Here is a 26,824-nt window from a genome sequence, read left to right as displayed (position 1 = left end):
GACGCATATTCTGTTGCAAGCAGGTGTGGGCGGTTTGGCTGGAGCTGTTGCGGCTTATGCGCGAAAAACCTGGGGCGACGCACCGAAGATCGTTGTGGTTGAACCCGAAGTGGCACCTGCGTTGCAGGCCAGCATAGCTGCCGGAGAATGTGTTTTCGCGGATGGCCCGGACAGCATCATGGGGCGTCTGGATTGCAAGGAACCGTCGTTGATCGCGTTAAACGGATTGGCCCGCGATGCAGACCTGTTCCTGACCCTTTCAGATGACGATGTGGCAGCAAAGCTTGACGCGATGGCTAAGATCGGGCTGGCCACCACGGCATCCGGTGGGGCAGGCCTTGCGGCGGTTATGAACGAAACCGCACGGAATGCCATGGGGATCGACGAACACTCACGCGTGTTATGCTTTCTGTCGGAGATCGCGGAATGAGAGGGTTCGATCAGGCAGAGTTCGAGGCGCGCACCAAACGCGCGCAGGAGCCGATGGGAGCCGCGGATTTGTCGGCGCTGCTGCTGACGGCGGACAATGACTTACATTATGTTACCGGCTATCTGACCCGATTTTGGGAAGGCCCAACCCGACCATTGAACGGATGCGCGTCGTTCTCGGTGCGCGTCGCATCACCGGAGATCAGGGTATCCTCCGCCGGTTGCGCATGGTCAAATCTGAGGCTGAAATTGCCATGACCCAAACAGCCTGTGATATTGCCGGACGCGCCTTCACCCGCGTGTCCGAGATGGCCCGAGCCGGGGTGCCTCTGAACACGGTTTTTCGCCGCTTCCAGATGCTCTGCCTTGAGGAAGGGGCCGATTGGGTGCCGTATCTTGCAGGCGGGGCAGAGCAGGGTGGCAAAATGATGTAATGCCACCTGCAACTTCCGCACCGCTGGACCTTGGCGATGTACTTATGCCGGATACAAGTCTGGTTTGGGATGGGTATTTCAGTGATTTTGATCGCAATTGGTCTGATCGTGTTACAAACCGATGAAACGTTGGAGCCTGAGTTCAGCTCGTATTTTTTTGGACCGCAAATATCCAATCTAGGTAACGCGTATTCCCAGCGGGATTGAGGTGACGACGGAAAGCCTTGCGGAAATGGAGAGGGCACTGCCAGCTGCCGCCGGATTGCTGCCCAGTGCGCGACCTTATCGCGTGGTCGGATACGGGTGCACGTCTGCAAGCTCGGTTATCGGGTCCGACCGTGTGGCAGAACTTGTCAAGCAGACCTGTCAGGCTGCTGAGGTTACAAACCCTTTGCGTGCTGCTTTGGCCTGTGCGCGACACTTGGATGTTTCGAAATTCGCGCTGCTGTCGTCCTATATTGAAGAAGTAAACGTACCCCTGCGCCGGGCATTTGCCCAAGGCGGAGTGGAGATGGATGTTTTTGGGACATTCGGGGAATCAGAAGAGGCCAAAGTTGTTCGGATTTCGGTGCAATCCGTCATCGACGCCGCCACGAAACTGGGCTCGGACCCGTCGGTTGATGCGGTTTTTCTGAGTTGCACAAACCTTCGCACGCAAAAGGCTATTCCCGAGATACGCGCACGGATTGGCAAGCCAGTTTTGTCGAGTAATCAAAGGCTTGCGTGGCATATGCGTGTTCTGAACGATACCTGATGAGATATTATGTCCGGATATTGTACAACAAAACCGGAATTCATTGTTGCAATGTGAACATCGCTTGGTCTTAACTGTCGGATACAGATCAATGAAATCCGCAGAAGACGGGTAATCATTTGACGTAACAGGGGGTCTTGTGGCCGATACAACGAACGACGCCGCGTTTGTCGAATTCCAACGCGTACAGAAGTCTTATGACGGCGAGAACCTCGTCGTAAAAGACCTAAACCTTGCAATGCCCAAAGGTGAGTTTCTGACAATGCTTGGGCCGTCAGGCTCGGGCAAGACGACTTGCCTTATGATGCTCGCCGGATTTGAAACTGCCACACATGGCGAAATCCTTCTGGGCGGCAAGCCCATCAACAATATCCCACCTCACAAGCGCGGTATTGGAATGGTTTTTCAGAATTACGCTTTGTTCCCGCATATGACGGTGGCCGAAAACCTCTCGTTTCCACTGGAAGTCCGTAAACTGGGCAAGTCGGAGCGGGATGAAAAGGTCAAGCGCGCTCTGGACATGGTTCAGATGGGTGCCTTTGGTGGCCGACGTCCCGCTCAGCTTTCGGGGGGACAACAACAGCGGATAGCTCTGGCACGTGCCTTGGTATTCGAACCCGAGCTGGTCTTGATGGACGAGCCATTGGGGGCATTGGACAAGCAGCTGCGTGAACATATGCAGTTCGAAATCACGCGTCTGGCCCATGAGCTTGGGATCACAACAGTCTACGTGACCCACGACCAGACCGAAGCACTGACCATGTCGGATCGTGTGGCCGTCTTCGACGATGGCCGCATTCAACAGCTGGCGCCGCCTGATCAGCTTTATGAAGAGCCGGAAAACAGTTTCGTCGCGCAATTCATTGGTGAAAACAATACGTTGGAAGGTGTTGTTAAATCAATCGATGGCAACACTTGCGTCGTACGCCTGGATGATGGCTCGGAAATCGACGCTGTTCCGATCAACGTCCACAAGGCAGGCGACCGGACCAAAGTCTCGATCCGCCCCGAACGTGTGGAGTTCAACAAAGACCGCCTGCGCGCTGACGCGCATACTTTGAAAGCAAGGGTCGAAGAGTTCATTTACATGGGCGACGTATTCCGGTTCCGCATGTCCGTTGCCGGAAACAACGAATTCATCGCCAAAACTCGAAATGCGCCTGATGCCGTACGCCTGAGCCCCGGTCAAGAGATCGATATTGGCTGGCTGGCACAGGATTGTCGTGCGCTCGACGCATAGACCAAACCGCGCGGGACAAGTGCGGTTAAGCTGAGGGACCGGCCGGTGAAAACCCGTGCATCGGCTGACCACCACATAAAACGGGATGAACTGGGAGTAACACATGAAACCAACCAAGATCATGCTCACTGCGGCTGCAATTGCGACGGCTGCGGGCACTGTTTCAGCCGAGGAGATGACCATCGTTTCCTGGGGCGGTGCCTATTCAAAGTCGCAGTTGAAGGCGTATCACGAGCCCTATTCGGAAAAGACCGGTATCACCATTCTGAACGATGACAGCTCGGCCGAAGCCGTTGCCAAACTGCGCGCTATGAACGAAGCGGGCAACATCACATGGGACGTGGTTGACGTTGTGGCGGCGGACGCGATCCGCCTGTGCGACGAGGGTCTGGCCCTCGAGATCGATTTCGACAGCCAATTGGCAGCAGCTCCGGATGGCACGCCCGCCTCTGAGGATTTCGGCGACCTGCTGGTCAGCGACTGCTTTATCCCGCAGATCGTCTATTCGACTACGTTCGGCTATCGTACCGATCTGGTAGGTGACACCCCACCAACCGACATCTGTGCGGTGTTCGATCTGGAAACCTACCCGGGTAAACGCTCGCTTGAGAAACGCCCGATCAACAACATGGAATGGGCGCTGCTGTGTGACGGTGTCGCCAAGGATGATGTCTATGACGTTCTGGCAACGTCGGAAGGTCAGGATCAGGCCTTGGCCAAGCTGGATACAATCAAAGACAGCGTTGTCTGGTGGTCTGCCGGTGCGGACACGCCGCAACTTCTTGCTGACGGTGAAGTTGTTATGGGTTCGACCTATAATGGTCGTCTATTCAGCGTGATCGAAGAGCAGAAACAGCCGGTCGCAATGCTGTGGGACGCGCAGGTGTTCGATCTGGACGGCTGGATCATTCCTGCCGGTCTGAGCGATGAGCGCAAGCAGCGTGCGCTCGACTATATCATGTTTGCAACCGACACCCAGCGTCTGGCGGATCAGGCCAAGTACATCTCGTACGGTCCGGCCCGCGCCTCGTCGGCTCCGCTGGTAGGTCAGCACGCCGATCTGGGGATCGACATGGCCCCGCATATGCCGACCGATCCGGAAAACGCCAAGAACACGTTCTTGTATAACTACGAGTTCTGGGCGGATTACCGTGATGACATCGACGCCAAATTCCAGGCGTGGCTGGCGCAATAAGCGTCTGATTTCATGACACAGTCGGGGGCGGTGCGCCGCCCCTGAACCAAGACAGATCCAAGGGGCTCCAATGACTGACGCAAGCCAAAACGCCGGACCCATGCTGGCAGCGGATGGAACACCGCTCAAGCTATCGCTGGCACGCTCGTTGCGGCGGCAAAAGCTGCGTGCCTTGCTGTTGATCGCTCCTTTGCTTCTGTTCGTTCTGTTTTCCTTTATTGTTCCAATAGCTGCGATGCTATTCCGTTCAGTAGAAAACAACATTGTCTCCGACACTCTGCCTCTTACCGTAGAGGCGCTTCAAAACTGGGATGAACAATCTGGAGAATTGCCGGGCGAGGGCGTGTATGATGCCTTTGTGCGGGACATGATTGTTGCGATTGACAATAAAGAGCACACACGCCTTGGTTCGCGTTTGAACTACGAAGAAACCGGTATGTCTTCGATGTTCCGCAAGTCAGGTCGTCAGATCAAGAAACTGGATCCTGAAACGGATGGTCCGTTCAAAGAGCAACTAATAGATATTCACGACGGATGGGGCGATACACAAACGTGGCGCGTGATCAAAACCCATTCGCCGAAGATCACCAACGGGTATTTTCTGAATGCGGTAGATATGCGCAGAACCCCCGACGGCGCGCAGGCACAACCCGAAGACAAGCAAATCCTTGTTAAGCTGTTCGGTCGAACGCTGTTTATGTCTCTGGTAATAACGGGTGCCTGTATCCTGCTGGCTTATCCGGTCAGCTATTTGCTGGCGACGTTGCCGATGCGTGTCTCAAATCTGCTAATGATCCTTGTGCTTCTGCCGTTCTGGACGTCACTGCTGGTGCGGACGTCGGCGTGGAAGGTGATGTTGCAACAGCAAGGCGTGATCAACGAAACGCTGGTCTGGCTGGGGTTGGTGGCTGACGATGCACGATTGGTGATCATCAATAACCAGATCGGTACGATCACCGCAATGACGCATATCCTGCTGCCATTCATGATCCTGCCCATGTATTCGGTGATGCAGACCATTCCGGAATCCTACACGCGTGCCGCGAAATCCATGGGTGCGACCAACTGGACGACGTTCTGGCGCATCTACTTCCCTCAATCCATTCCGGGTATCGGCGCGGGTTCAATCCTCGTGTTCATTTTGGCGATTGGCTACTACATCACGCCTGAAATCGTGGGCGGTACCAAAGGTGTCTTCATCTCGAACCGGATCGCCTATCACATCTCGTCCTCACTGAACTGGGGACTGGCGGCGGCGCTGGGAACGATACTTCTGGCGGTCGTTCTGCTGCTCTACTGGGTCTACGACAAGATCGTGGGCATTGATAACGTGAAGCTGGGATAATCGACATGGCCGCACTTACTCCGATATCCCGTAAACCTATGTCGATGGTTCTGCCAAGTGTCGCGCTGGCAGGCGCCTTCGCCGGTGTCTTTGTCGGCGCGGGTAATGGCTCGGTTCTTTTGGGCATCATTGGCGGCGCTGTTCTGATTTCTGCGCTCGCTTGGGTCTATATCACTGTTCTGAAGAACGAGAAGATGGCCCGCTGGATCAACATCATTGGTTTTGGCATCGCGGGCTTTTTGATGTCGGGCCCAATGGGCGGAGTACTTGGCCTGCTGGGCGGCTGGTTCTTCGCCTGGTTTACTTATTGGTTGTACGAAGGGCGATACCGGCGCAAGCTATTGCCATACCTGACCGCGCAGCAGGTGTTTTACCACTACCTGTTCCGGGTGATCTGCGGTGCGATCTTCGTCTTCCTGATCACACCGATCCTTGTGGTTCTGCCGCTGTCGTTCAATGCGCAGGATTTCTTTACCTTCACGCCCGAGATGTTGCGACTGGACCCTGAAGGGTATTCACTAAAGCACTACCGTGATTTCTTTACCAACAACGAATGGCAACGCAGCTTCAAGAACTCGCTGATCATTGCCCCGATTGCCACAATCATCTCGGTTTCGCTTGGCACTCTGGCTGCCATTGGCCTCAGCCAGAGCCACGTCCCCGGCCGCCGTGCTATCATGGGCATCCTGATTTCGCCGATGATCGTTCCGCTGATCATCTCGGCCACTGGCATGTTCTTTTTCTACAGCGATATCGGACGGTTCCTTGAAGGGACGCTGGGCATGAACAAGAACTTTGTGGGCTATCTGAAAGTCATCCTGGCGCACGCCGTTTTGGGTATCCCGTTCGTGATCATCACTGTGACCGCCACGCTTGTGAGCTTTGATCGTTCGCTGACGCGGGCGGCTGCGAACATGGGGGCAGGGCCGGTGCGGACCTTCTTTAAGATCCAGATGCCGCTGATTCTGCCGGGTGTGATCTCGGGCGGTCTGTTCGCCTTCATCACCTCGTTCGACGAAGTTGTGGTGGTTCTGTTCGTGGGCTCGGCCAGTCAGAAGACTCTGCCGTGGCAGATGTTCACGGGCCTGCGGGAACAGATCAGCCCGACCATTCTGGCGGTTGCGACGATCCTTGTGGTTCTGTCGATTGCGCTGCTGACCACGGTTGAGTTGCTGCGGCGTCGGTCCGAACGTTTGCGGGGGCTTTCATCCGCTTGACGGAGCATTCTGTCTGATCTAACGATTCACGTGTTCATCTCCGCTGCGATGGCGTCGCGGCGTCTAAGGGGATGATCGGCTCTCGGACCCCGAGACCGCCTGTCCTGAACGCCGGGACATGTGGCCGGGATTTGTCGCCCGGCAAAGATGAGAGACCAAGTGATGACCGACACAACAAAACGCCCCGAATTCTTTACCTGCCACAATGGTTACAAAGCTCCTTTGCCGTTCAGCAAGGGGGAGTATGACCGCCGTCTCAGCAAGCTTCGCAGCATCATGGCCGCACGTGATATTCCTGCGGTTCTGCTGACATCGATGCAGAATATCGCCTACTACTCGGGCTTTCTGTATTGTTCCTTTGGCCGTCCGTATGGCTGCGTGGTCACCCAAGAGGCCTGCACCACCGTTTCGGCCAACATCGACGCCGGGCAACCATGGCGCCGGTCGGTCGAAGACAACGTGATTTATACTGACTGGAAGCGCGACAACTATTGGCGTGCGGTTGCAAGCCTGATCGGCAATGTTAAGCGGATCGGCATTGAAGGCGACCACATGACGCTGGCCGCCCGCGACACCGCCCTGCGGATGCTGGGTACCCCCGAACTGGTTGACATCGCGCCGGATACAATGACCGCGCGCATGGTCAAATCCGCCGAAGAGATTGAATTGATCAAGGGTGGGGCACGCACCGCGGACGTTGGCGGGGCGGCAATCCATGCGGCCATCCGTGAAGGCGCAACTGAGATCGAGATTGCCATGGCGGGCCGTGACGCAATGGAAGAGGAAATCGCGCGCGCCTATCCAGATGCCGAATATCGCGACACCTGGGTTTGGTTCCAGTCCGGGCTGAACACCGATGGCGCGCATAACCCGGTGACAAAACGCGCCCTGCAAAAAGGCGATATCCTGTCGCTGAACACTTTTCCGATGATCTCAGGCTATTACACTGCGCTGGAACGTACCCTGTTTCTGGGCGAGCCGGACGCTGACAGCTTGCGCCTATGGAAAGCCAATGTGGCGGCCCATGAACTGGGTCTGAGCCTGATCAAACCCGGTGCGACCTGTTCAGGCATCACCGCCGAGATCAACCGTTTCTTTGCCGATGAGGGGCTGCTGCAATACCGCTCGTTCGGGTATGGCCATTCTTTCGGCATCCTCAGCCATTATTACGGGCGCGAGGCCGGTCTGGAACTGCGCGAGGATATCGACACCGTGCTGGAACCTGGCATGGTCGTTTCAATCGAGCCCATGCTGTGGATCCCCGAAGGGCAACCCGGTGCAGGGGGCTACCGCGAGCATGATATTCTGGTGGTGGGCGAAGACGGCGCCGAGAACATCACCGGCTTCCCATATGGGCCTGGCCACAACATCATCGATGCCTGATACAAAGAGGGGGGAGCAAACGCTCCCCCCTTTTATTTCTCGCGACCGGCGCGTTCGTGAAAGATAAAACCCAGGAAATTCAACAATAGCTGCGCGGCCAGTATCTGCGTGCTTTCGCTGGGGTCATAGGCTGGCGCCACTTCGACAAGGTCAATGCCGACGACATTGCCGCGCCTAGCGAGGCCCTGAAGGATTTCCAGTACGTCATAATACAGAAACCCCCCATGACTTGGCGTCCCCGTCCCTGCCGCGATAGAGGGGCAAAAGGCGTCGATATCTATTGTCACATAGTACCGAGCACCTTCAGGAATTCGCTCAAGAACAGCCTCGGTTCCCAGCTTTCTCACCTGACGCACGGACAGGATGTCTGATCCACGTGTGCGCGCGTCCTCGTATCCTTCCTTGGCGGTTGACGAGACGTTTCGAATACCCAACTGGGTCATCCCTGAGACATAGTCTTTCTCGATCGCCCGCCGCATGGGGTTGCCGTGGCCATTGGTGACACCGTGACGCTCGTCCACGAAATCCAGATGCGCATCAATTTGAACCACGTGAATCGGGCCGTTTTGTGTACAATCATCTTCAAACGCGGAAATGCAGGGGATGTTGACAGAGTGATCGCCGCCGATCACAAGCGGCAGCGCCCCGGCGGTCAGGATTTTGCGGACACCACAGGCGATGTTTTCGTGGCTGGCCTCGGTCATTGTGTGGACGATATCCGCATCCCCCAAGTCCACGATACGCACGGAACTGTCCAGATAGGTTGCATCGTCTTCGTGGTCAAATGCTCCAGCATGTCCAAAACTGAACAGGGTCGAAGCCTCGCGCACGGCCCGAGGGCCGAACCTTGCCCCGGCGCGCCATTGGGTGCCGAAATCAAAGGGGGCACCAAGGACACAAACATCCGCATCAATATTGTCCCAATCCTCGACATACGGAGATTTTCCAAAGGTCGATATTCCAACGAAAGGTAGGTTCAGTCGACCTGACGCATATCCATGATCCTGCATTATCAATCCTTTCAGTGGCCTTGCCGCCCTGTGTGCAATTGAACATGAGAAGGCGGTGCAATGAAATTGGTTTTCTTCGTCCAATACATGTCTGACGTTCAGGCAGATCTGATCCGGTGCGTTCTTTCCGTTTAGCTGTTGGTCGTTTCGCCACAAACGAAATTTCGGTGGGACGCGCTGGGGTACCGCATAATTATTCACGGCAGCGCGCGATTTTGCGGGCGATACACAGGCCCGGCGAAACGCTGTTGTCATGGGCGCAGGTGTTCTATTTCCGACGGCTCATACATTACACCTGCCGCACAAGTTGCGAGCCGGGCGCAATCGTTGGCGGTGCGCTGTTCAGGGCGTCGCGCGCAAAACCGGCGGCAGCCTTGTACTTGGCCATGAAACTGGCCCTTTCAGCCAAGGGAATGACCGTTTCAATATCGTCGAACACACCGCCACAGCGGTCATTGACCAAATTCAACAGGCCAAAAGGTCCGGCACCCCGATTGCGAAGGACAAGGTCTGACACCGGACTGCACAGCGTCTCATCATAAGCCGCCAGCGCGGTTGGACTCACGCCATGCTTGAGCAAGCTGGCCCCCAATAAGCGGGCGTCCATGATCGCCTGGCTGGCCCCATTTGAACCGGTAGGGTACATCGGGTGCGCGGCGTCTCCGATCAGGGCAACCGGCCCGTCAACCCACGTTTCAACCGGATCGCGGTCGATCATCGGGTTTTCATATGTCACATCCGCACCGCGGATCAGGGCAGGAACATCCAGCCAGTCATAGGTCCATCCGTCAAAGTGGTGCGCGAAATCCTTGGCCTCGACCTGCCGGAACCACCCGGTTGCCGCATGCGCGGCCGGGTCATCGTAAGTGACTTCGGCAATCCAGTTTATCAGGGCCAAGCCGGTTCCGGGGTCGGGGTGCGAGATTGGATAGATCACCATACGTTTCTTATGCGTACCCAGTCCGACGAATGAGGAGCCCGTGCGCACGGGCTTTGCCAATGTTGTGCCGCGCCACATGACGGCACCTCCCCAATGGATCGGAGGTTGGCTTGGATGCATTTGGGCGCGGATGGCTGAATGGATACCGTCGGCGCCGATCAGAATGGCACCCGTTTCGTGGGTGGCCCCTTTATCAGTTTGCAGCCGCACTGTAACCGTCCCGTCCGCATTGGTCTGGTACCCCGTGGCCCGAGACCCAAGGCGCACGGCATCCGGGCCTGCGCGTTCGATAAACCGCTGGTAAAGCGCCATGTGAAACGCGCCGCGATGCACTGCGTATTGCGGCCAGTTGTAACCGGCGAAAGTTCCGCGCGGTTCCGAGTAAATCTCGCGCCCGTTCAACCCGACAAGCGCCCATTCCTGCGCAGGGACGCCGAACCCGTCCAGATCCTGAGCCGTGAAACCCAGATCGTACAACTCGCGCACGGCGTTGGGTTGCAGGTTTATTCCGACACCCAGCGGGCGCAGTTGCCGAACGCTTTCAAAGACGGTGCAGTCGATGCCAATCTGATGCAGTGTCAGTGCCAGCGACAACCCGGCAATTCCACCACCCGCGATAAGCACTTTTGGATCTGTCATGTTGTGTGCCTTTCAGTCCGATTGGTGGCGGGAATTGGTTGTCGATAATCGGCGCGTGTGGATAAACCCTCAACCACAAATGCGTTTGATCCGTTCCGGGGATGGATGAAGGCTCGCGGCGTTGCGCAGCCGCGCCCGTAGGCAGATCAGAGCGGTATCAATCGTCGTTTGCATGAACCCATGCGCCATCGCCGCGCTGTCACCCTGCTTCAGCTTTCTGCGAGCGGATTGCCAAGTGTCCAGTGCGTCCGAAATCGCATTGCATGTCCAATGCTCGGCTTCTTGTGCAACAAATTCGGCAAAGGCGTCGCCCGCAGGCCCTGCGGCCAGACGTGTTGCCAGCATACGCGCGTGTATGCCGTTGGCCCCTTCGTAAATCGAGGTAATTCGGGCATCACGATAGGTCTGCTCCAGCCGGTATTCGCGCAAATAGCCATAGCCGCCCAGTACCTGCATACCCAATTCGGCGGCCTTGATACCGGCTTCGGTGCAATAGACCTTGGCAACCGGGGTCAGAAAATCAACCAGGTCAGGTGACGTAGCCCGTTCCATGGTGACAAATGCAAGATGTGCAAGACTGCGGCTACTCATTGCCAGCCAGTCGATTTGATCCAGCATTCGGCGGATGTCGGCATGCTGATCCAGTTTCGCCGGTTGACCGTCGGCATTGCGTCCCTGCACCCTTTCACTGGCATAATCACTGGCAATGTCATAGGCCCGCGCGGCGTGCGCGACGCCCTGCAGGGCGACATCAAGCCGGGCGTGGTTCATCATGGTGAACATGGCCATCAGGCCTTCACCCTCGGCTCCGATCAATTCGGCTCTGGCCCCATCAAATGCCAGCTGGCACGTGGGTGAGGCATGCAGGCCCATCTTTTCCTCGATGCGCGTTACGGTAACGTGGTTGCGGCTGCCGTCAGTGCAGGTGCTGGGGCATAGAAACAGCGATAAACCTTTGACGCCGTCATCGGACGTGCGCGCAAGCACAAGATGCAGGATGTGATCGCTCACGTCCTGGTCACCGCCAGAGATAAAGATTTTTTCGCCCGTGATCTTCCATCCATCCTCAGCAGGTTCCGCCCGGCAGCGCACGCGTGAAAGGTCGGACCCGGCCCCGGGTTCAGTCAGGCACATGGTGGCCAGAGTTTCACCCGAGGCCAGAGAGGGAACGTACCGGGATTGCTGATCCTTTGTACCAAAGCGCAACAAGGTACGCACCGCGCCCGGAACCAATCCCGTAACCATCTGAAGGCTGTGGTTTGCGCCAGAAAACACTTCGGAAGTGATGGCCAGTATCAGGGCACCAAGCCCTTGACCGCCATATTCCTCAGGCACGGTGAGTGAGGGCCAGCCCTGTTCCGAATATGCTGCGTAAACTTGGCCAAAGCCGTCGGGCATGGATACGCGACCGTTTTCCAGCGAGCATCCCTGCCTGTCTCCCGGCTCGTCCAGCGGGGCAATTTCACCTTGCGCGAAGGCCGCAAAATGTTCGCCGATCTCACCAGCCAGGTCAGCGTCCCAATCTGGAAGCTCGGTTGCCCGGGCAACGTGGTTCAACGTGAATAAGATATCCGCAAGCGGGGCTTCGAATGGCTTCATGGTCATATCACCCGACAGTTAGCGATTCCGACGGCCACGACGCGGCCCGGTTCTGGCGGTTCAGCACAGTCGAAGTTCAAAGTGACTGGGTAGGGCAGCATCACGGGGTTAGTCCCAGCAGGCGCGCGGCATTGCCTTTGATGATGTCCGGGCGCAGTTCGTCCTTGATATTGATCTTCTCGAAATCCGACAGCCAGCGTTCAGGAGTGATCATTGGCCAGTCGGACCCAAACAGGACCTTTTTCCTGAGGATCGAGTTGCAGTATTTCACCAGAATCTCGGGGAAGTACTTTGGTGACCAGCCGGACAGGTCGATATAGACGTTGGGCTTGTGCTGCGCCACGGACAGAGCTTCTTCCTGCCAGGGAAATGACGGATGGGCGAGGATAATCTTCATATCCGGAAAATCGACGGCGACGTCATCCATGAACATCGGGTTCGAGTATTTAAGCCGCATTCCGTTACCGCCGCGCATGCCCGAACCGACACCGGTTTGGCCTGTGTGAAACAGGGCGATGCAGCCTTCCTCCGCGATTGCCTCGTAAAGGTCATAAGCCATGCGGTCATTGGGGTAGAACCCCTGCATCGTCGGATGAAACTTGAATCCTTTGATACCAAATTCGCGGATCAGGCGGCGCGCCTCGCGTGCGCCCATCTTGCCCTTGTGCGGATCGATTGACGCAAACGGGATGAGCACATCGTCATTTTCCGCCGCCAATGCGGCAACTTCTTCGTTCTTGTAGCGCCGATAGCCGGTCTCCCGCTCGGCATCGACCGGGAAGATCACCGCGGCTATGTTTTGCTCGCGATAGTGCTGTGCAGTCTCGGGAACCGTAGGCGGGTGGCTCCACGGGGCGCCAAAGTAATTGGCCATGGTTGCCTGCAGGTCGTCATAGCCATCGTCCGAGTGGCACCCGCAGGGTTCTTCAGCGTGGGTGTGAATGTCGATTGCGCGAACCTTGGTGATATCGACCATCTGTTCGTTCCTTTCTCAGATCTTTACGATTGCCGGATCGGCGTCGTCATAAAGACGCACAAGCAAGTTTTTCCGGCGTGTCAGTATCTTGCGGAAATTGAGGTTCCCCTTGGCGGTCATTTCGCCCTCGGGCATCGAGGCGGGCTCGCTAAGAACAATGGCGCGCCCGACCCGTGTGGAACTGCCCGATAGCTCGCGGGCGCGCTCTGCCAGCCGGCGATGAATTTCACCTTGCAGCAGTTTGCAGCGGTAGGCGCCACTGTCGTCGCTCAGGTCAAATCCTTCCCGCTTCAGCTCGGCAACATCGGGAAAGACCATGACGCCGATCTCATTTCTGTCGGCACCTGTAATGACCAGATCTGAGGCAAGAGGCGCAAGGCAGGTCAACAAGTCCATCCGCAATTGCGCGGCACGCACCCATGTTCCGGTCAGCAACTTGAAATCTTCAGAAATCCGGCCGTCGAATTTCATACCTTTATTCACATCCTGCGGGTCGATGAACCGCATGGCGTCGCCGGTAATGAAAAACCCTTCTTCATCGAAAACACTGGCCGTCTTTTCGGGTTCGTTGAAATAGCCAGGCATCACGTTTGGCCCTTTGATGCGCATTTCGCACCTCATGTCTTCATCCGGGATCAGCTTGAGTGTCACGCCGTTCATCGGAACGCCAACAACCCCGGAACGATCAATGGGCTCGGACTGCATCATTGTAGCGGGCGCTGTTTCGGTCAGTCCCCAGGACGAGGTCATCAGCGGTATCTCACCTTTGACATCCAGCGCCATCTGTTCAAATCCAGACCAGATATCCTGTGGCAGTGACGCTCCCGCATAAAAGATCAGATCAAGTTCTTCGAAGAACCGCCGACGCAGATCGCCATCCCGCTGCAATGCGCCCAGCAGCATGCCGTAACCTACGGGAACATTGAAGCTGAGCGTGCCGGTGACCATAGACAGATTTTCCAGCGTCCGCTCAAACAAACCAGCTACCGGTTTGCCGTCGTCGATGTAGAAGCTTCCGCCGTTGGCGAGCATCATGTTGAAGTTATGTGATCCGCCAAAGACGTGGTTCCATGGAAGCCAATCGACCACACGGGGCGGACGCGTGCGCAGAAATGGCAACGCGTCGGCCAGCATGGTCTGGTTCACGCACATCATGCGTTGGGTCGTGATGACACCCTTCGGGGCCGAGGTTGACCCGCTGGTCATTAAGATCTTGGCGACGGAATCGGGGCCAACCTGTTCATAGGCGGCCTTCAGATTGACACTGGCATCGCCTTTGAGAAGTTCGTCGAATGCTGTGACCTGGCTGTTCCCGCCCTTTCGGCTGGCTACGATTTCGACGCCTTGAAGCGCATCCAGTTCCAGCGCCTCTCGGTATTGATCCGCATCTACGACATAGGCCATCTTCGGGCGCACCAGTTCGATGGCATGGCGCAGGCGGCCATGCGCACCGTGGATCAAGGCGTATTGTTCGGCCACGGGCGCAGTCGGTACGCCAATGTACTGAGCAGCAAGGCTCAGCAGGCCGTGATCCACGCCGTTACCGCTCATGATCAGGATCGGTGTTTCAGACCCCATCCCACGCGCCAATAGCGAGCTTGCGATAGCCCGCACCTTTTCAAGCGTGGCCGCATAGCTTTCCTTGCGCCAGCCCGCGCCGCTGCGTTCAGCAATGAACGTGCGGTCAGGCGCGTCCGAGGCCCAGGCGTGCAGCCAGACACCGGTTTTGTCGACGACAGGACCAAGAGTGTGGTTCGATTTCAACAGGATGGAACCGTCGGCCCGATCTTCGCGCGAAACAGAATGCACCAGGTATTCCGATGTGCGTTGCATGATCAGCCCCTTTTCCTCGCTTTTTCGATTGTCCTCAGGGCATCGAAAACGGTGGTGATGGTTGCGTCATCCAAACCGGCCAGCAGCTTGCCTTCGTGGGCGGTCACTGCGGCGACGGCCTTTTCATATAATTGCCTGCCCGCCAGTGTCGTCCTGAGGGCATAGGCGCGCCGGTCGGTGGGTACCCGGTCGCGGACGATCAGTTCCCTGCGTTCCAGTTCATCAATGATAACAACAAGGTTCGGGCGCTCGATATCCATTGCGTCAGCCAGTTGGGACTGCCGCAATCCGGGGTTATCGACGATGAGAACCAGTGCCGTATACGTCAGCATTCGCAGATCAAAGGGGCGCAGAGTTGTTGTCAGATCTTCCTGCACCACATTAAAGGCCCGTTTCATGCGATACCCGACAAACCCCCGCAGCGTAGCATCGCTAATCGTGTTTGGCGCGCGGTCTTCTGGCGTGTGTTCATGTTTCCTTTTCATGTGTTCACCTGAAGTTCGGGGCGCGCTTTTCAAGAAAGGCCCGCAGCCCCTCCTGCGCATCGGGTGTTGTTTGCGACAGGGCCGCAGCCAGCGATTCAGTAAACAGCCCGTCGTTTTGCGACATTTCATTGATCCGTGCGACCGCCTGAATCATCAGATAGTTTGACAGTGGCGCGTTTCGGGAAATCTTACCTGCCAGCTTTTGGGCCAGCGCCAAAGCCTCGCCCTCACCAACGCTATAATGTGCCAGCCCCAGCGATACCCCTTCATCGGCACCATATTTGCGGCCGGTCAGCATCATCTCGGTCATCCGATCGGCCCCCAGCAGGCGACCGACCCGCGCGGTCGCACCGCCGCCGACAAATATTCCGCGGCGGCCTTCGGGAAGCTGAAATATCGTCGAAGGTTCAGCGATGCGAACATGTGTTGCCGCTGCAAGCTCCAGCCCGCCGCCGATCACGGCACCAAACATGGCCGAGACAACCGCAAGCCCACCAAACTGGATCTTGTCCATGACACTATGCCAGTGGCGGGAATGATGCAGGTTTTCCTCGGCCGAACGATGAACATGCTCGGACAGGTCCAATCCGGAACAATAGTGCCCTTCAGTTCCGGTCAGGATCACCACACGTACATTTTTGGGTGGTGCAGAAAAGAAATCATCCAGCGCGCCCAACAGTTCCTCACACATCGCGTTTCGCTTGTCGGGGCGGTTCATGGTCAGGGTCGCGATGGATCCGTTGACCTCAATGTTCAGGATTTGGCTGTCCATGGGGAACTCCTTACCGGGTCGGCAGACGAACGGCGCCGTCAAGTCGAATAGTGGTGCCATTCAAAAACGGGTTTTCAACGATCTGTTCGGCGAGCATTGCGAACTCGCGCGCTTCGCCAAGGCGGGCCGGGAAGGGAATGTTCGCAGTGATCTTGGCAGTGACCTCTTCCGGCAAGCCTTCCATCATTGGCGTGTGGAACAGGCCAGGTGCGATGGCCATCACCCGAATACCCGACTGTGCGAGTTCCCGTGCGGCAGGCAGGCACATCGAAGCGATTGCCCCTTTGGACGCGGCATATGCCGCTTGACCCAATTGACCGTCCTGCCACGCAACCGACGCCGTGTTGATGATCACACCGCGTTCACCGTCAGCCAGCGGGTCCAGCTCGGCCATGAGTCTCGCTGCGTGGCTCATCATTGTAAGTGCCAAAAAGATTTACGCGCAGAGTTTTCTCGAACACGTCGAAGGACAGCTTGCCTTCGCGCCCGACGATCCTGGCCGCCATGCCGACGCCTGCACAACTGACGGCGATTCTGGGTGCCGACCCGAAATGGGTTATTGCCTTCCCAAACGCGGCACTCACGGCGGCCTCGTCACTGACATCGGCTTGCAGGGCAAGGCCACCAATTTCGTCAGCGACCGCCATCGCACCTTCAGCATTGAAATCCAAAACGGCAACGTTTGCTCCGCTGGCGGCGAAATGCCTTGCCGTTGCAGCGCCCAGTCCGCTTCCGCCACCGGTTACCAAGGCGATACATCCACTTAACTGCATGGTGCTCTCTCCAGTTTGGTATGTTCAATCATTGTTGTGCCTCATATCTATTTTCGGATGAGCCCACCTCGGACCGCTGATGGTGATTTAGCTAGGGGATCAGGAACAGGGTAATGACCGGAAACAGCACCAGGATTATGACCCGAATGATGTCAGAGGTGACGAACCACATCACCGCCTTGTAAGTTTGGGTCATCGGAGTTGAACGATCCATGGCGTTGATAATGAACAGATTCATCCCGACAGGGGGGGTGATCAGCCCGACCTCGACAACGATCAGAACCAGAATACCGAACCAGATGGCCACATGTTCGGGGCTCATGCCGAAATCCAGTGCGCTGATGACCGGAAAGAAGATCGGGATTGTCAGCAGGATCATTGACAGGCTGTCCATCAGACATCCGAAGATCAGATAGAACACCAGGATCAGGCACAACACCATCCACGGGCTGAGTCCAAGCCCAACGACCCAGCCAGACAGTTCCTGCGGTACCTGAGTGAGCGCGAGGAAACTGTTATACAGCCCAGCGCCCAACACGATAAAGAAGATCATCGCCGTGCTTGAGGCCGTGGCAATGATGCTTTCGACGAAGACCTGCCAGTTCAGATTGCCCGAGATCAGAGCGATCAGTCCGGTTCCCGCCGCCCCCACAGCTGCGCCTTCGGTTGGGGTGAACCAGCCAAGATAGATGCCACCGACAACAAGGCCAAAAACCAGCAGGACAGGCCAGACATCCAACAGTGCCCGAACGCGTTCAGGATATGGGATCGCTTCGCGGGTGCCCGCGGCGTCAGGATACATGCGCACATAGATCGAAATCGTGATGATATAGCCGAGCGCTGCCAGAATGCCGGGAACAAAGGCCGCGAGAAACAGCTTGGCGATATTCTGTTCCGTCAGGATCGCATAGATCACAAGGATTACCGAAGGCGGAATCAAAATGCCCAATGTGCCGCCAGCAGCAAGCGTTGCGGTTGAAAACCCGCCGGAATAGCCGTAACGGCGCAGTTCGGGCAGCGCGACACGGCTCATCGTCGCGGCGGTGGCAAGGGAGGACCCGCAGATTGCGCCAAATCCGGCACAAGCGCCGACTGCCGCCATGGCGACGCCTCCTTTGCGGTGGCCCAGCCAGCTTTCAGCCGCTTTGAACAAGGCCGAAGACATGCCCGACAATGTCGCGAACTGCCCCATCAGCAGGAACATCGGAATGATCGTCAACGAATAGCTGGAGAAGGTTGAGTACGTTTCGGTTTTGAGCTTGGCCATGAACATGCTGGTGCCACCCATGGCAAAATAAAGCCCGCCAATCCCGCATAGCAACATGGCAAGGCCAATCGGTGCGCGCAGGAAAATCATGATCAGAAGTACAGGAAAGGACACGTAGCCCAGTTCGAGCATGGTCAATGTGCGGCCTCCCCGCGATAGGGTAGGATATGACGCCCGGTGACAAGCTCGATGACCTGCGCGACGGCGCAATAGACAGCAACAAGTGATGCGACAAGGGCGGCAACAAAGCTTAGCCCATAGGCCCACCAAACCGGAAATTGCAGCAGAAAGGTCGTTTCACCATAGTCCAGCTTGTTTTGCATGCCGACAAACAGGCGCCATGTAATCAAAAGGATGACAAGCGACAGGACGATTTCCCAGAACGTGATGATCACTTTGTTCGCCTTTGCCGGAAGGGCGTTGGTAAATACGTCGACCGTGGCGTGAGAGCCGTAGAGCTGACAGATCGGCAGGAACGAGAATATGGCGAATGCAACGCCGGCCTCGACCAGTTCAAAATCGCCATTCACCGGCCCGACGCCGGATGCAATCAGCGCATTTGCCGCCGCTTCCGACAGTGACGTCAGAATGTCCGAATGGCCCAGCGTGTTCAGGCCGCGCCCCAGCACGCTGACACAGGTCAGCAGGACCAGCGCAGTCAGAACCACACCGCCGAGAACGGCCATGAAGCGCGCGATGCGCTCTACCAGTTTCTGCATGATCAGCTCCAAAGGGATTGCTCTCCCAGCGGGAAATAGCGCCGGAAGAGCGACCGGATCAGTTGTCCGAGTATTGCGAAATCAGTTCGAGCGCGCGGGCGCGCAAGCCGGTTCCGTCCAGACCTTTTTCATCCATCTCGGCGATCCAGGCGTCGGTGGTCGGCTGCGAAGCTGCCTTCCACTCTGCAACCTGTTCCGGGCTCAGCGTGATGATGTTGTTGCCGCGTTCCATTGCCTGCTTGTGCGGTCCGTCATCATCGGCCTGCATCTGCTTGCCTGCGAAGGCCGAGAATTCAGCGCCCGAGTTGGCGTCGATGACGGCCTTCAGATCATCCGGCAGTGCATCCCAGCGGTCCTTGTTCATCGCGAAGATGAAGGTGGTGGTGTATAGCGTGTCATCGCCAAAAGTCGTGTGGTTTCCGACCAGTTCGTTGATCTTCAGGGCGCCGGTTACTTCCCAGGGAATCACAGTGGCGTCGATCACGCCTTTGGACAGCGCTTCAGGTACCGCAGGAACGGGCATGCCAACCGGGGTTGCGCCAAGCGAGCTGAAAAGGCCGTTGGTTACGCGTGTCGGTGCGCGTAGCTTTACGCCATTCAGGTCCTCGATGCTTTCGATCGGCTCCTTTGAATGGATCAGACCGGGCCCGTGCACCCAGAGCCCGAGAACTTTGAACTGCTTGAAGTCATCGTCCATCATGGTTTCTTCGGCCAGATCCCAATAGGCGCGTGAGACGGCTTCGGCATTGGTCATAGTGAACGGCAGTTCAAACACTTCGGTCCGGGGAAAGCGGCCCGGCGTATATCCGGACACCGTCCAGACAATGTCGGCCACACCATCAATGGCCTGGTCGATCAGTTCGGGGGGTTTGCCCCCAAGCTGCATGGACGGAAACCTTTGAATTTCGATCCGGCCATCCGAATCCGCTTCGACCTTGTCGGCCCAGACATCCAGAACGTTCTTGGGTACGTTGGCTTGTGCTGGCAGGAATTGGTGCATCCGCAGTGTCACTTCGGCCGCAATGGCAGTGGTTGACATGGCGCCAAAAGCAATCGCCGCCACTGCAGATTTGAGTATGGTTCTGCGCAAGTTGGTCATGGTCTCCTCCCTAGATGACCTATGAGTATCATCCCCTGTTCATGATTGCTCATATTAGTTATGTTTTATAACGATTTTGATCCACTTTCTTAGTGTTTGGTTTCAGGTCCTTTTCGGAAAACAGAATGCTCACACATGTGAACCTTTTCGTCGAAACGCTACGCAACAGACAGGTTTTGCGCGGACGCCAAGTTATCCTCTCAGGATTACATTGCCCTCGGTTGGCTCAAAGGTAAATTGAGATTTCTTAGATTATAGTTTCTGTTTTCGGTAACTAAAGTGCGAAAACGGTGGTTTTGCTTTCCTTGTTTCAATTGGACCAGCGCCCGCAGTGGAATTCAAGACCGTGTGTTATCGTCGGTGGCAGCTTCAACTGCCTTGCCTGCGAGCTTCAGGAAAGTTTCGCGTTCATTCGGAGTTAGCCCTTCGAGGATCTCGCTTTGCAGGTCAATTACGACTGGCGCAGCTGCCGCTAGGATGTCTTTTCCTTTTTCGGATAAGGTGACCTCTCGCGCGCGTCTGTCACGTTGACTGACCGAGCGTTTGACGTAGTTTTTCTGCTCCAGCCGGTCGATAACCCCGCCGATTGTTGCGCGGTCATAGGCGATTTTCGCCGCGATTGTGGCCTGATCAATGCCGGGTTCGGCGCGAATTGTTTCAAGTGCTGCGTACTGAACGGATGTAAGGTCGATCCCGGCCTCCTGCATCCGGACCGAGAACACGTGGGTTGAAATCTGATTGAGCCTGCGGATGAGGTGGCCCGCCATTCCGTAAATGCTCATTCAAAACCTCCGAAATCACTTTAAGCCGTCACTTTTTCCAGAACTACCGCGGCAATTAGTGAGTGTACATATCTTTGTTGACAAGAATTAGTAAGTATAGTTATTAAAATTGCGTGAACCTGCGGAGGAGGGGGCAATGCAATATTACGTTGATGGATTTCGTCCGGGTGATCCGGATATCAAACCGGCTGCGTTCGGTCACCACAACCACCCCGCAACCATCCCCGAAAAGGTTGATGTTCTGATAGCGGGTTGTGGACCGGCCGGGCTTTGCCTTGCGGCGCAACTGGCCGGGTTTGCAGCAATTTCGACAATGATCGTGGATCAAAAGCCGGGTCCGATGGAGAAAGGCCAGGCGGATGGCGTCAACGTCCGCTCGATGGAGATGTTTCAGGCGTTTGGTTTCGCTGAGAAAGTGAAGCGTGAAGCATATTGGGTCAACCAAACGGCATTCTGGACGCCCGATCCCACAAGCCCGGGCCACATCCGCCGGGCGGGCACGGTGCAGGACGTGGCCGACGATCAATCCGAGATGCCACATACCTTGATGAATCAGGCCCGGATTCATGAGCTGTTTCTGGACGTGATGAGAAACGCTCCAACGCGGCTGCAACCCCATTACGGGCTTCGTGTCAGCGATTTGACGATTGATACCGGTTCCACGGATCACCCTGTCAGGGCAGAGCTTGAACGCCTGGGCGAAAATGGCGACGTGGTTGAACGGCTTACAGTACGTGCGAACTATGTCGTAGGCTGTGACGGTGCACGCAGCAATGTGCGCAGGGCTATCGGGGGTAAGCTGCAAGGCGACGCCGCACACCAGGCGTGGGGCGTTATGGACATATTGGCGAATTCCGATTTTCCCGATTTGCGGCGGAAATGCCTTGTTCAATCGGCTTCGGAAGGAAACGTTCTGATCCTTCCGCGCGAGGGCGGATACTTGTTCCGAATGTATGTCGAGCTTGACAAGCTGAACCCGGATGAGCGGGTCGCCAACCGCAATCTGACAGCTGACCATATCATCGCTGCCGCGAACCGGATCATGCGTCCTTTTTCCATCGACGTAAAAGAAGTCGTTTGGTGGTCGGTCTACGAGATTGGGCATAGGTTGACCGACAAGTTCGACGATGTCCCGCAGCATGAAATTGCAACACGCACCCCGCGCGTGTTCACGGCGGGCGACGCCTGCCACACGCATAGTCCCAAGGCAGGTCAGGGGATGAACGTGTCGATGGGCGATACTTTCAACCTGGGCTGGAAACTGGTGCATGTGCTGACGGGAAGATCAAAGCCTGATCTTCTTCACAGCTACTCGGCCGAGCGTTTGCAAGAGGCCAAAAGACTGGTCGAAACCGACCATAAATGGGCCCGGATCATGAGTGCACCACCAGGCGAGTCAGAGCTTGACAGCACTGATATGCCCCGATTTCAAAAACAGTTTATCGAAAATCTGGAATTCACCGGCGGGCTATCTGTTCACTATGGGCCTTCGGACTTGGTCGCCGAACCGGTTCACCAGCATCTGGCGCGTGGGCTGGTAATAGGCAAGCGATTTCATTCCGCACCAGTTGTCCGGCTTGCGGATGCCATGCCCATGCAATTGGGACATGTGGCCGAAACGGATGCGCGTTGGAGGCTCTATGCCTTCGCTGGACAGGGAGACGCAGGTACGCAAGGCGGATCGATCCATCGGCTTTGCGAGGCTTTGCAAAGCGATTCGAACTCTCCGCTCCGACGGTTTACGCGCCCATACGAAGACATCGACGGTTTGATAGACCTTCGGGCCATCTTCCCGCAGGATTTCAAATCGCTGAATTATGAAGATATGCCGTCTCTTTTGAAACCCGAGAAGGGCAGGTACCGCCTGCGCGACTTCGAAAAGGTTTTTTGTGTTGATCACAAGAGGCGCGAAGACATCTACGAAATGCGCGGAATTGACCGGATAAAGGGCTGTATGGTCGTCGTCAGGCCGGACCAATATGTGGCGCATATCCTGCCATTAGAGTGTCACGCTGACCTGTTTGACTTCTTCTCCAGGCTGTTTGTTTCGGGCGGCGGTTGATAAGTGCGACGTCTTAGACCGCAATGGACAGAGGCTCCGGGGGGAGAATGGATTGTTGCATCGGTGCATGGTTCGGCAAGATTACCGCCTGGGCAAATCTGGATTGGCGCTTGAAGCCGCCCGTGTCGCAGGAAGGCTCTCTAGCCAGTCAGCTAAGCGCGGGTATTTCAGGACGCGTTTAACGCGGCCAGAACCTCGGTGCTCACCACAACACCGTCAGCCTCGGCTGCCGCCCGTTTGGCCAGACGCCCATCACCCGGAACACGGGCGTTCCCATTGCCGACAATTTCTGCGCAAATGCGCGCGATATATTGATTGAAGTCCGCGTTGCCGAACCGCGTCGGATCAATCGCTATCAGTGTCGCACCGCCTTTGATGTTAAGGGCTCCGAACGTCTCGCGTTCTTGATTGTCCACGGAAAGGGTTCCACCAGCCAGGGCGGCACCCAACACCTCAACCATGAAAGCGATTGCGGCGCCCTTGTGCTCGCCAAAAGGTAACAGGCTGCGGGTTTCCAGGATGGCGTTCGGGTCCGTACTGGGTTGGCCGTCAGGATCCAGCCCGGCGGGGCGGGGCAGGTCGTGCCCCTCGGCTGCGGCCATGCGGATATCCATCAAAGCAACCATTGAAGACGCCTGATCCCAGACTATCGGCGCACCGTCCTCGCGCGGGCAGGCAAAAGACATCGGGTTGGTGCCAAAAACCGGGCGCACCCCGCCTTGCGGCACCACCATGGACAATGAGTTGATCACGGCGAAAGCTACCAGACCAGCCTCGGCCAGCGGTTCGGTGTCAAACCGCAACGCGCCCAGATGGTGGCAATTTGCGCAGGTGAACGCGGCAATGCCGTATTCCTGCGCCATTTCGATCAACGTGTCGCGGGCTTCTGCTGCGGCGACCTGATAATATCCGTTATCGGCATCACCGCGCAGAACGCCCGGGGCAGCCTTTTCTATCTTGGGTTTCGCATTGCCGTTTGCATAGCCCGAGGTGAAGCTTTGGACATAGACCGGTAGCATACGCAATCCGTGGCTGCGCGGTCCGTCCCGCTCGGACCGGGTAACAATGTCGGCCAGAATATCGCTGCCCTGTGCGTTTACACCAGCAGAAGCTAGTACGGATTTCGCCAGCGCCCGAACCTCGGCAAGAGAAAGCGTTTTGGTCGATTGTTCGGTCATCATTTCAAATCCAGTCTTTTTACTTCAGGGGTTAGGCACGCGCACGCGCGTTGGTGGGATCAACGGCGCAAGTATCGATCACCTCGGCATCGCGCATTTCGTTATGGACCAACACCTGCATCCTTGTACCCGGCGCGGTCATATCGTTTGGTACAAGTGCCATCGCTATGTCGTGGTTGCAATAATAAGAGAACCCACCCGACGTAACGCGCCCGATCAGTTCACCGTTTGCATAAACACCCTCATCGAACATCACCGAAGTTTCGCCAAAGGGAAGTTTCAACGTGACCAGCCGTTTGTGATTGCCCTCGCTTCTCTGCTTCTCCAGCGCCGCTTTTCCGATGAACTCGCGCCCCTCGGTGACGACAAACCGATCAAGGCTGGCCTCATACGGTGTCATGTCCTTGCAAATCTCGCGGTTGATGGCGCGATAGGATTTTTCAAGGCGCATGGACTCCAAAGCCTCAAGACCGAAGGGTTTTACACCGGCTTTCAAAAGCAGGTCGACAAGATGGCGGTTATACCCGACAGGATGGTGCAGTTCCCAACCCAGCTCGCCTGTGTAAGATACCCGAAGCAGGTGTACGTCTTTGGCATAGCCCACTTCACCCTTTTGCGCATAGAGCCAGGGAAAAGCAGGATTCGACAAATCGTTGTCGGTCAATGGTTGCAAAATCTCGCGCGCCTTGGGACCGGCCAGAGCGATCACACCCAACTGTTCCGAAACGTCTTCAAGGATAACCGATTGATCTTGTGGTAACAGACGTTGCAGCTGATCCCAGTTATAGGCGCGCCAATTCGGGGTCGAGACCAGATAGAAATCATTCTCGGCATAGCGGACAACTGTGTATTCCGCATCCATGCCACCTTTTGGGTTCAACAAGAGCGACAGGCTCATCCGACCCACCTTGGGCATTTTGTTTGCCATCAGACCGTCCAGCCACCGCGCTGCGTCGGGTCCGCGTACAGTAAACTTGGTCATCGGCGACATCTCGATGAACCCGGCCTCTTCGCGGGTGGTACGTACTTCCTCCTGAACGCGTTCCATGTGGTTGGTGCGGCGGAAAGAATGTTCGGGGATCGCCTCTTGCGGCGGTTTGGCGAACCAGCGCGGGAATTCATAGCCGTTGAAGCTGGTCCAGACTGCGCCATGCGCCGTCAGCAGATCGTAAGACCCCACGGTTTTCATTGGGCGCGCGTCCGGGAAATCTTCGCCGGGGATGTGCGCGTTCATATGTGTGCCCCAGGTTTCGCGAACCTTGTCCATGGTCCAGCGTTTGGAGGCGTAGTCAGAGAAACGACGCGGATCCAGCTCCGACATGTCCATGCCCGGATCACCGTCGACGATCCAGCGAGCCAGCCGTTCGCCCACGGTGCCGCCCCACAGAATGCCACCGGGCATCCCTTCGGCCAGCCACAGGTTTTTGTACCCCGGCGCTGGCCCGGCAAGTGGCAATTCGTCCGGCGTCATTTGGAAGGGGCCGCGCGTGTTGGCCTTGATGCCCACCTCGCCAAGAACTGGCACCCGTTCGATTGCCCGTTCCCATTGGGTTTCCACGGCATCGAAATCCTCGGGCAAGAGGTCTGCGCCAAAGTCAGGCGGCACGCGGTCTTCGGCAAACAGCTTCAGGTCCTTGGTGAATTCATAGGGCCCGAACTGAATGCCACCGACATCTTCGCGCAGGTATGCGCCGTAATCCTCATCCCGCAAGATCGGGAACTCGGGCAGCCCCTGCGCGCGACGTTCCTTGAGCAGTGGAACGGTTTCCGTGGTCCAGTATTGGTGAACGATGGGAATGCAGGGCAGGTCCAGCCCAACGCGCCGGGCATTTTCGCGGGCATAGTTTCCGGTGGCAAAAACCAGGTGCTCGCACGTGATCTCTCCCTGATTGGTGGTCACTTTCCAATGTCCGCTTTCCAGCTTTTCATACGCCTGTGCTTCGGTGTTTTGAAAGACCTTGGCACCTGCGTCCCGCGCCAGCTTTGCCATTGCCATGGTTATGTCGGCCGGGTTCACATAGCCGTCCTCGGTATGCAGAATACCGCCACGAATATGCTCGGACTGGTTCAGAAGGGGATGAACATCGGCAATTTCCGCCGGCGTCAACAATTTGCAGGGCACACCGGCGGCCTCGGCAATCGAAATATATGACTGGAATTCATCCCAACGTTCCTGGGTGTTGGCAACGCGCAGCTGACCCACTTTGCGCAAGCCTACCGATGCACCTATCTTCTGTTCGACTTCGGAATAGATGCGGATGGTTTCCATCGTCATCTTCGACACGTTATGGGACCGCACGAAGGTGACCAGCAGACCGGCCGCATGCCAGGTCGAGCCTGAGGTCAGCGTGGTTCGTTCCAGCATCACCGCATCGCTACAGCCGTGCTGTGTCAGCCCATACAGAATGGACGCGCCCACACATCCGCCGCCAACGACAACAACTTTGGCATGTGATTTCATTCGCCGATTTCCTTCTTGCGACTGATCATGGTGTCAGACGCTCTGCCTGCCCGAAATCAGTAAGATGAGAACGTTCCGAAGTTTTTACGGAAACATAGCGCCAGACAATCGCAAAAAATTTCTCCTGCGGCTTAGTTCAGGTCACCTCTTACCGGGCCCCTTCGTATTGGTCGCTGTCTGGTTCCCGGTCATTCAGTGCTGTCCAGAACGGCATCAATTTTTATGTGCCTTG

General features: G+C 56.6%; 22 protein-coding genes and 1 pseudogene. 9 read left to right on the top strand and 14 right to left on the bottom strand.

The window, feature by feature from the left end; translation table 11 throughout:
- The 8 genes from AC2FND_RS02705 to AC2FND_RS02670 form a co-directional block, all read left to right on the top strand.
- Positions 1–430 (top strand): pyridoxal-phosphate dependent enzyme (locus AC2FND_RS02705; protein WP_496767744.1); only part of this gene is annotated, 430 nt, incomplete at its 5' end.
- A gap of 163 nt (positions 431–593) precedes the next feature.
- Positions 594–863 carry a hypothetical protein gene (locus AC2FND_RS02700; RefSeq protein ID WP_496767742.1) on the top strand — a complete coding sequence of 90 codons (270 nt, stop codon included), beginning with the start codon at positions 594–596 and terminating at the stop codon, positions 861–863.
- A gap of 208 nt (positions 864–1,071) precedes the next feature.
- The gene (locus tag AC2FND_RS02695; RefSeq protein ID WP_496767740.1) at positions 1,072–1,617 is read left to right on the top strand and encodes a maleate cis-trans isomerase family protein; all 546 of its coding nucleotides are present in this window, start codon (positions 1,072–1,074) and stop codon (positions 1,615–1,617) included.
- Positions 1,618–1,756: 139 nt separating this feature from the next.
- Complete coding sequence (locus AC2FND_RS02690) at positions 1,757–2,857, top strand: ABC transporter ATP-binding protein (protein ID WP_496767739.1); 1,101 nt, start codon at positions 1,757–1,759, stop codon at positions 2,855–2,857.
- Between the two features lie 103 nt (positions 2,858–2,960).
- A complete protein-coding gene (locus AC2FND_RS02685; RefSeq protein WP_496767737.1) occupies positions 2,961–4,052 on the top strand; it encodes an extracellular solute-binding protein in 1,092 nt (363 codons plus the stop codon).
- A gap of 70 nt (positions 4,053–4,122) precedes the next feature.
- The gene (locus tag AC2FND_RS02680; RefSeq protein ID WP_209504364.1) at positions 4,123–5,397 is read left to right on the top strand and encodes an ABC transporter permease; all 1,275 of its coding nucleotides are present in this window, start codon (positions 4,123–4,125) and stop codon (positions 5,395–5,397) included.
- 5 nt (positions 5,398–5,402) lie between these two features.
- A complete protein-coding gene (locus AC2FND_RS02675; RefSeq protein ID WP_496767735.1) occupies positions 5,403–6,614 on the top strand; it encodes an ABC transporter permease in 1,212 nt (403 codons plus the stop codon).
- Positions 6,615–6,776: 162 nt separating this feature from the next.
- Positions 6,777–7,997, top strand: a complete 1,221-nt coding sequence (locus AC2FND_RS02670; RefSeq protein WP_496767734.1) for an aminopeptidase P family protein — start codon at positions 6,777–6,779, stop codon at positions 7,995–7,997.
- A 32-nt stretch (positions 7,998–8,029) separates the two neighbouring features.
- On the opposite strand, the gene speB is transcribed toward AC2FND_RS02670, so the two are convergent.
- From speB to AC2FND_RS02610, 12 genes and pseudogenes are all read right to left on the bottom strand, one after another.
- The gene (gene speB / locus AC2FND_RS02665) at positions 8,030–9,007 is read right to left on the bottom strand and encodes an agmatinase (protein WP_496767732.1); all 978 of its coding nucleotides are present in this window, start codon (positions 9,005–9,007) and stop codon (positions 8,030–8,032) included.
- Between the two features lie 289 nt (positions 9,008–9,296).
- Entirely contained in the window at positions 9,297–10,586 is a 1,290-nt protein-coding gene (locus AC2FND_RS02660; RefSeq protein WP_496767731.1) for a flavin-dependent oxidoreductase, read from the bottom strand.
- Between the two features lie 69 nt (positions 10,587–10,655).
- A complete protein-coding gene (locus AC2FND_RS02655) occupies positions 10,656–12,185 on the bottom strand; it encodes an acyl-CoA dehydrogenase family protein (protein WP_496767730.1) in 1,530 nt (509 codons plus the stop codon).
- 100 nt (positions 12,186–12,285) lie between these two features.
- Positions 12,286–13,161, bottom strand: a complete 876-nt coding sequence (locus AC2FND_RS02650; protein ID WP_209595748.1) for an amidohydrolase family protein — start codon at positions 13,159–13,161, stop codon at positions 12,286–12,288.
- A gap of 15 nt (positions 13,162–13,176) precedes the next feature.
- Complete coding sequence (locus AC2FND_RS02645; RefSeq protein ID WP_496767728.1) at positions 13,177–14,994, bottom strand: feruloyl-CoA synthase; 1,818 nt, start codon at positions 14,992–14,994, stop codon at positions 13,177–13,179.
- 2 nt (positions 14,995–14,996) lie between these two features.
- Positions 14,997–15,479: a MarR family winged helix-turn-helix transcriptional regulator gene (locus tag AC2FND_RS02640; protein WP_496767727.1), complete on the bottom strand. Its 483-nt coding sequence runs from the start codon at positions 15,477–15,479 to the stop codon at positions 14,997–14,999.
- A gap of 4 nt (positions 15,480–15,483) precedes the next feature.
- Positions 15,484–16,251 (bottom strand): crotonase/enoyl-CoA hydratase family protein, encoded by a 768-nt coding sequence (locus tag AC2FND_RS02635; protein WP_496767726.1) that lies wholly within the window; start codon positions 16,249–16,251, stop codon positions 15,484–15,486.
- 10 nt (positions 16,252–16,261) lie between these two features.
- Positions 16,262–17,024: pseudogene (locus AC2FND_RS02630) on the bottom strand (SDR family NAD(P)-dependent oxidoreductase).
- A gap of 91 nt (positions 17,025–17,115) precedes the next feature.
- A complete protein-coding gene (locus tag AC2FND_RS02625; protein WP_496767725.1) occupies positions 17,116–18,429 on the bottom strand; it encodes a TRAP transporter large permease in 1,314 nt (437 codons plus the stop codon).
- Positions 18,426–19,010, bottom strand: coding sequence for a TRAP transporter small permease (locus AC2FND_RS02620; protein ID WP_209595766.1), 585 nt, complete (start codon positions 19,008–19,010; stop codon positions 18,426–18,428). Before AC2FND_RS02620 ends, AC2FND_RS02625 begins: the two co-directional genes overlap by 4 nt.
- A 58-nt stretch (positions 19,011–19,068) precedes the next feature.
- Positions 19,069–20,109 (bottom strand): TRAP transporter substrate-binding protein, encoded by a 1,041-nt coding sequence (locus tag AC2FND_RS02615; RefSeq protein WP_496767723.1) that lies wholly within the window; start codon positions 20,107–20,109, stop codon positions 19,069–19,071.
- 338 nt (positions 20,110–20,447) lie between these two features.
- Complete coding sequence (locus AC2FND_RS02610) at positions 20,448–20,891, bottom strand: MarR family winged helix-turn-helix transcriptional regulator (protein WP_496767722.1); 444 nt, start codon at positions 20,889–20,891, stop codon at positions 20,448–20,450.
- A 136-nt stretch (positions 20,892–21,027) separates the two neighbouring features.
- Between AC2FND_RS02610 and AC2FND_RS02605 the strand changes: the two genes are divergently transcribed.
- Positions 21,028–22,953, top strand: coding sequence for an FAD-dependent monooxygenase (locus tag AC2FND_RS02605; protein ID WP_496767721.1), 1,926 nt, complete (start codon positions 21,028–21,030; stop codon positions 22,951–22,953).
- A gap of 167 nt (positions 22,954–23,120) precedes the next feature.
- Here the strand turns inward: AC2FND_RS02605 and AC2FND_RS02600 are convergent, their stop codons facing one another.
- Positions 23,121–24,134, bottom strand: coding sequence for an Ldh family oxidoreductase (locus AC2FND_RS02600; protein WP_245222448.1), 1,014 nt, complete (start codon positions 24,132–24,134; stop codon positions 23,121–23,123).
- Between the two features lie 28 nt (positions 24,135–24,162).
- On the bottom strand, positions 24,163–26,592 hold the full coding sequence (locus tag AC2FND_RS02595) for a GcvT family protein (RefSeq protein ID WP_496767719.1): 2,430 nt from the start codon (positions 26,590–26,592) through the stop codon (positions 24,163–24,165).
- Between the last annotated feature and the right edge of the window lie 232 nt (positions 26,593–26,824).

The sequence above is a fragment of the Ruegeria sp. BHSB056 genome, assembly GCF_059613305.1.
Note: the sequence above shows the minus strand (reverse complement) of the source record. Positions and strands in the feature narration are given on the sequence as shown.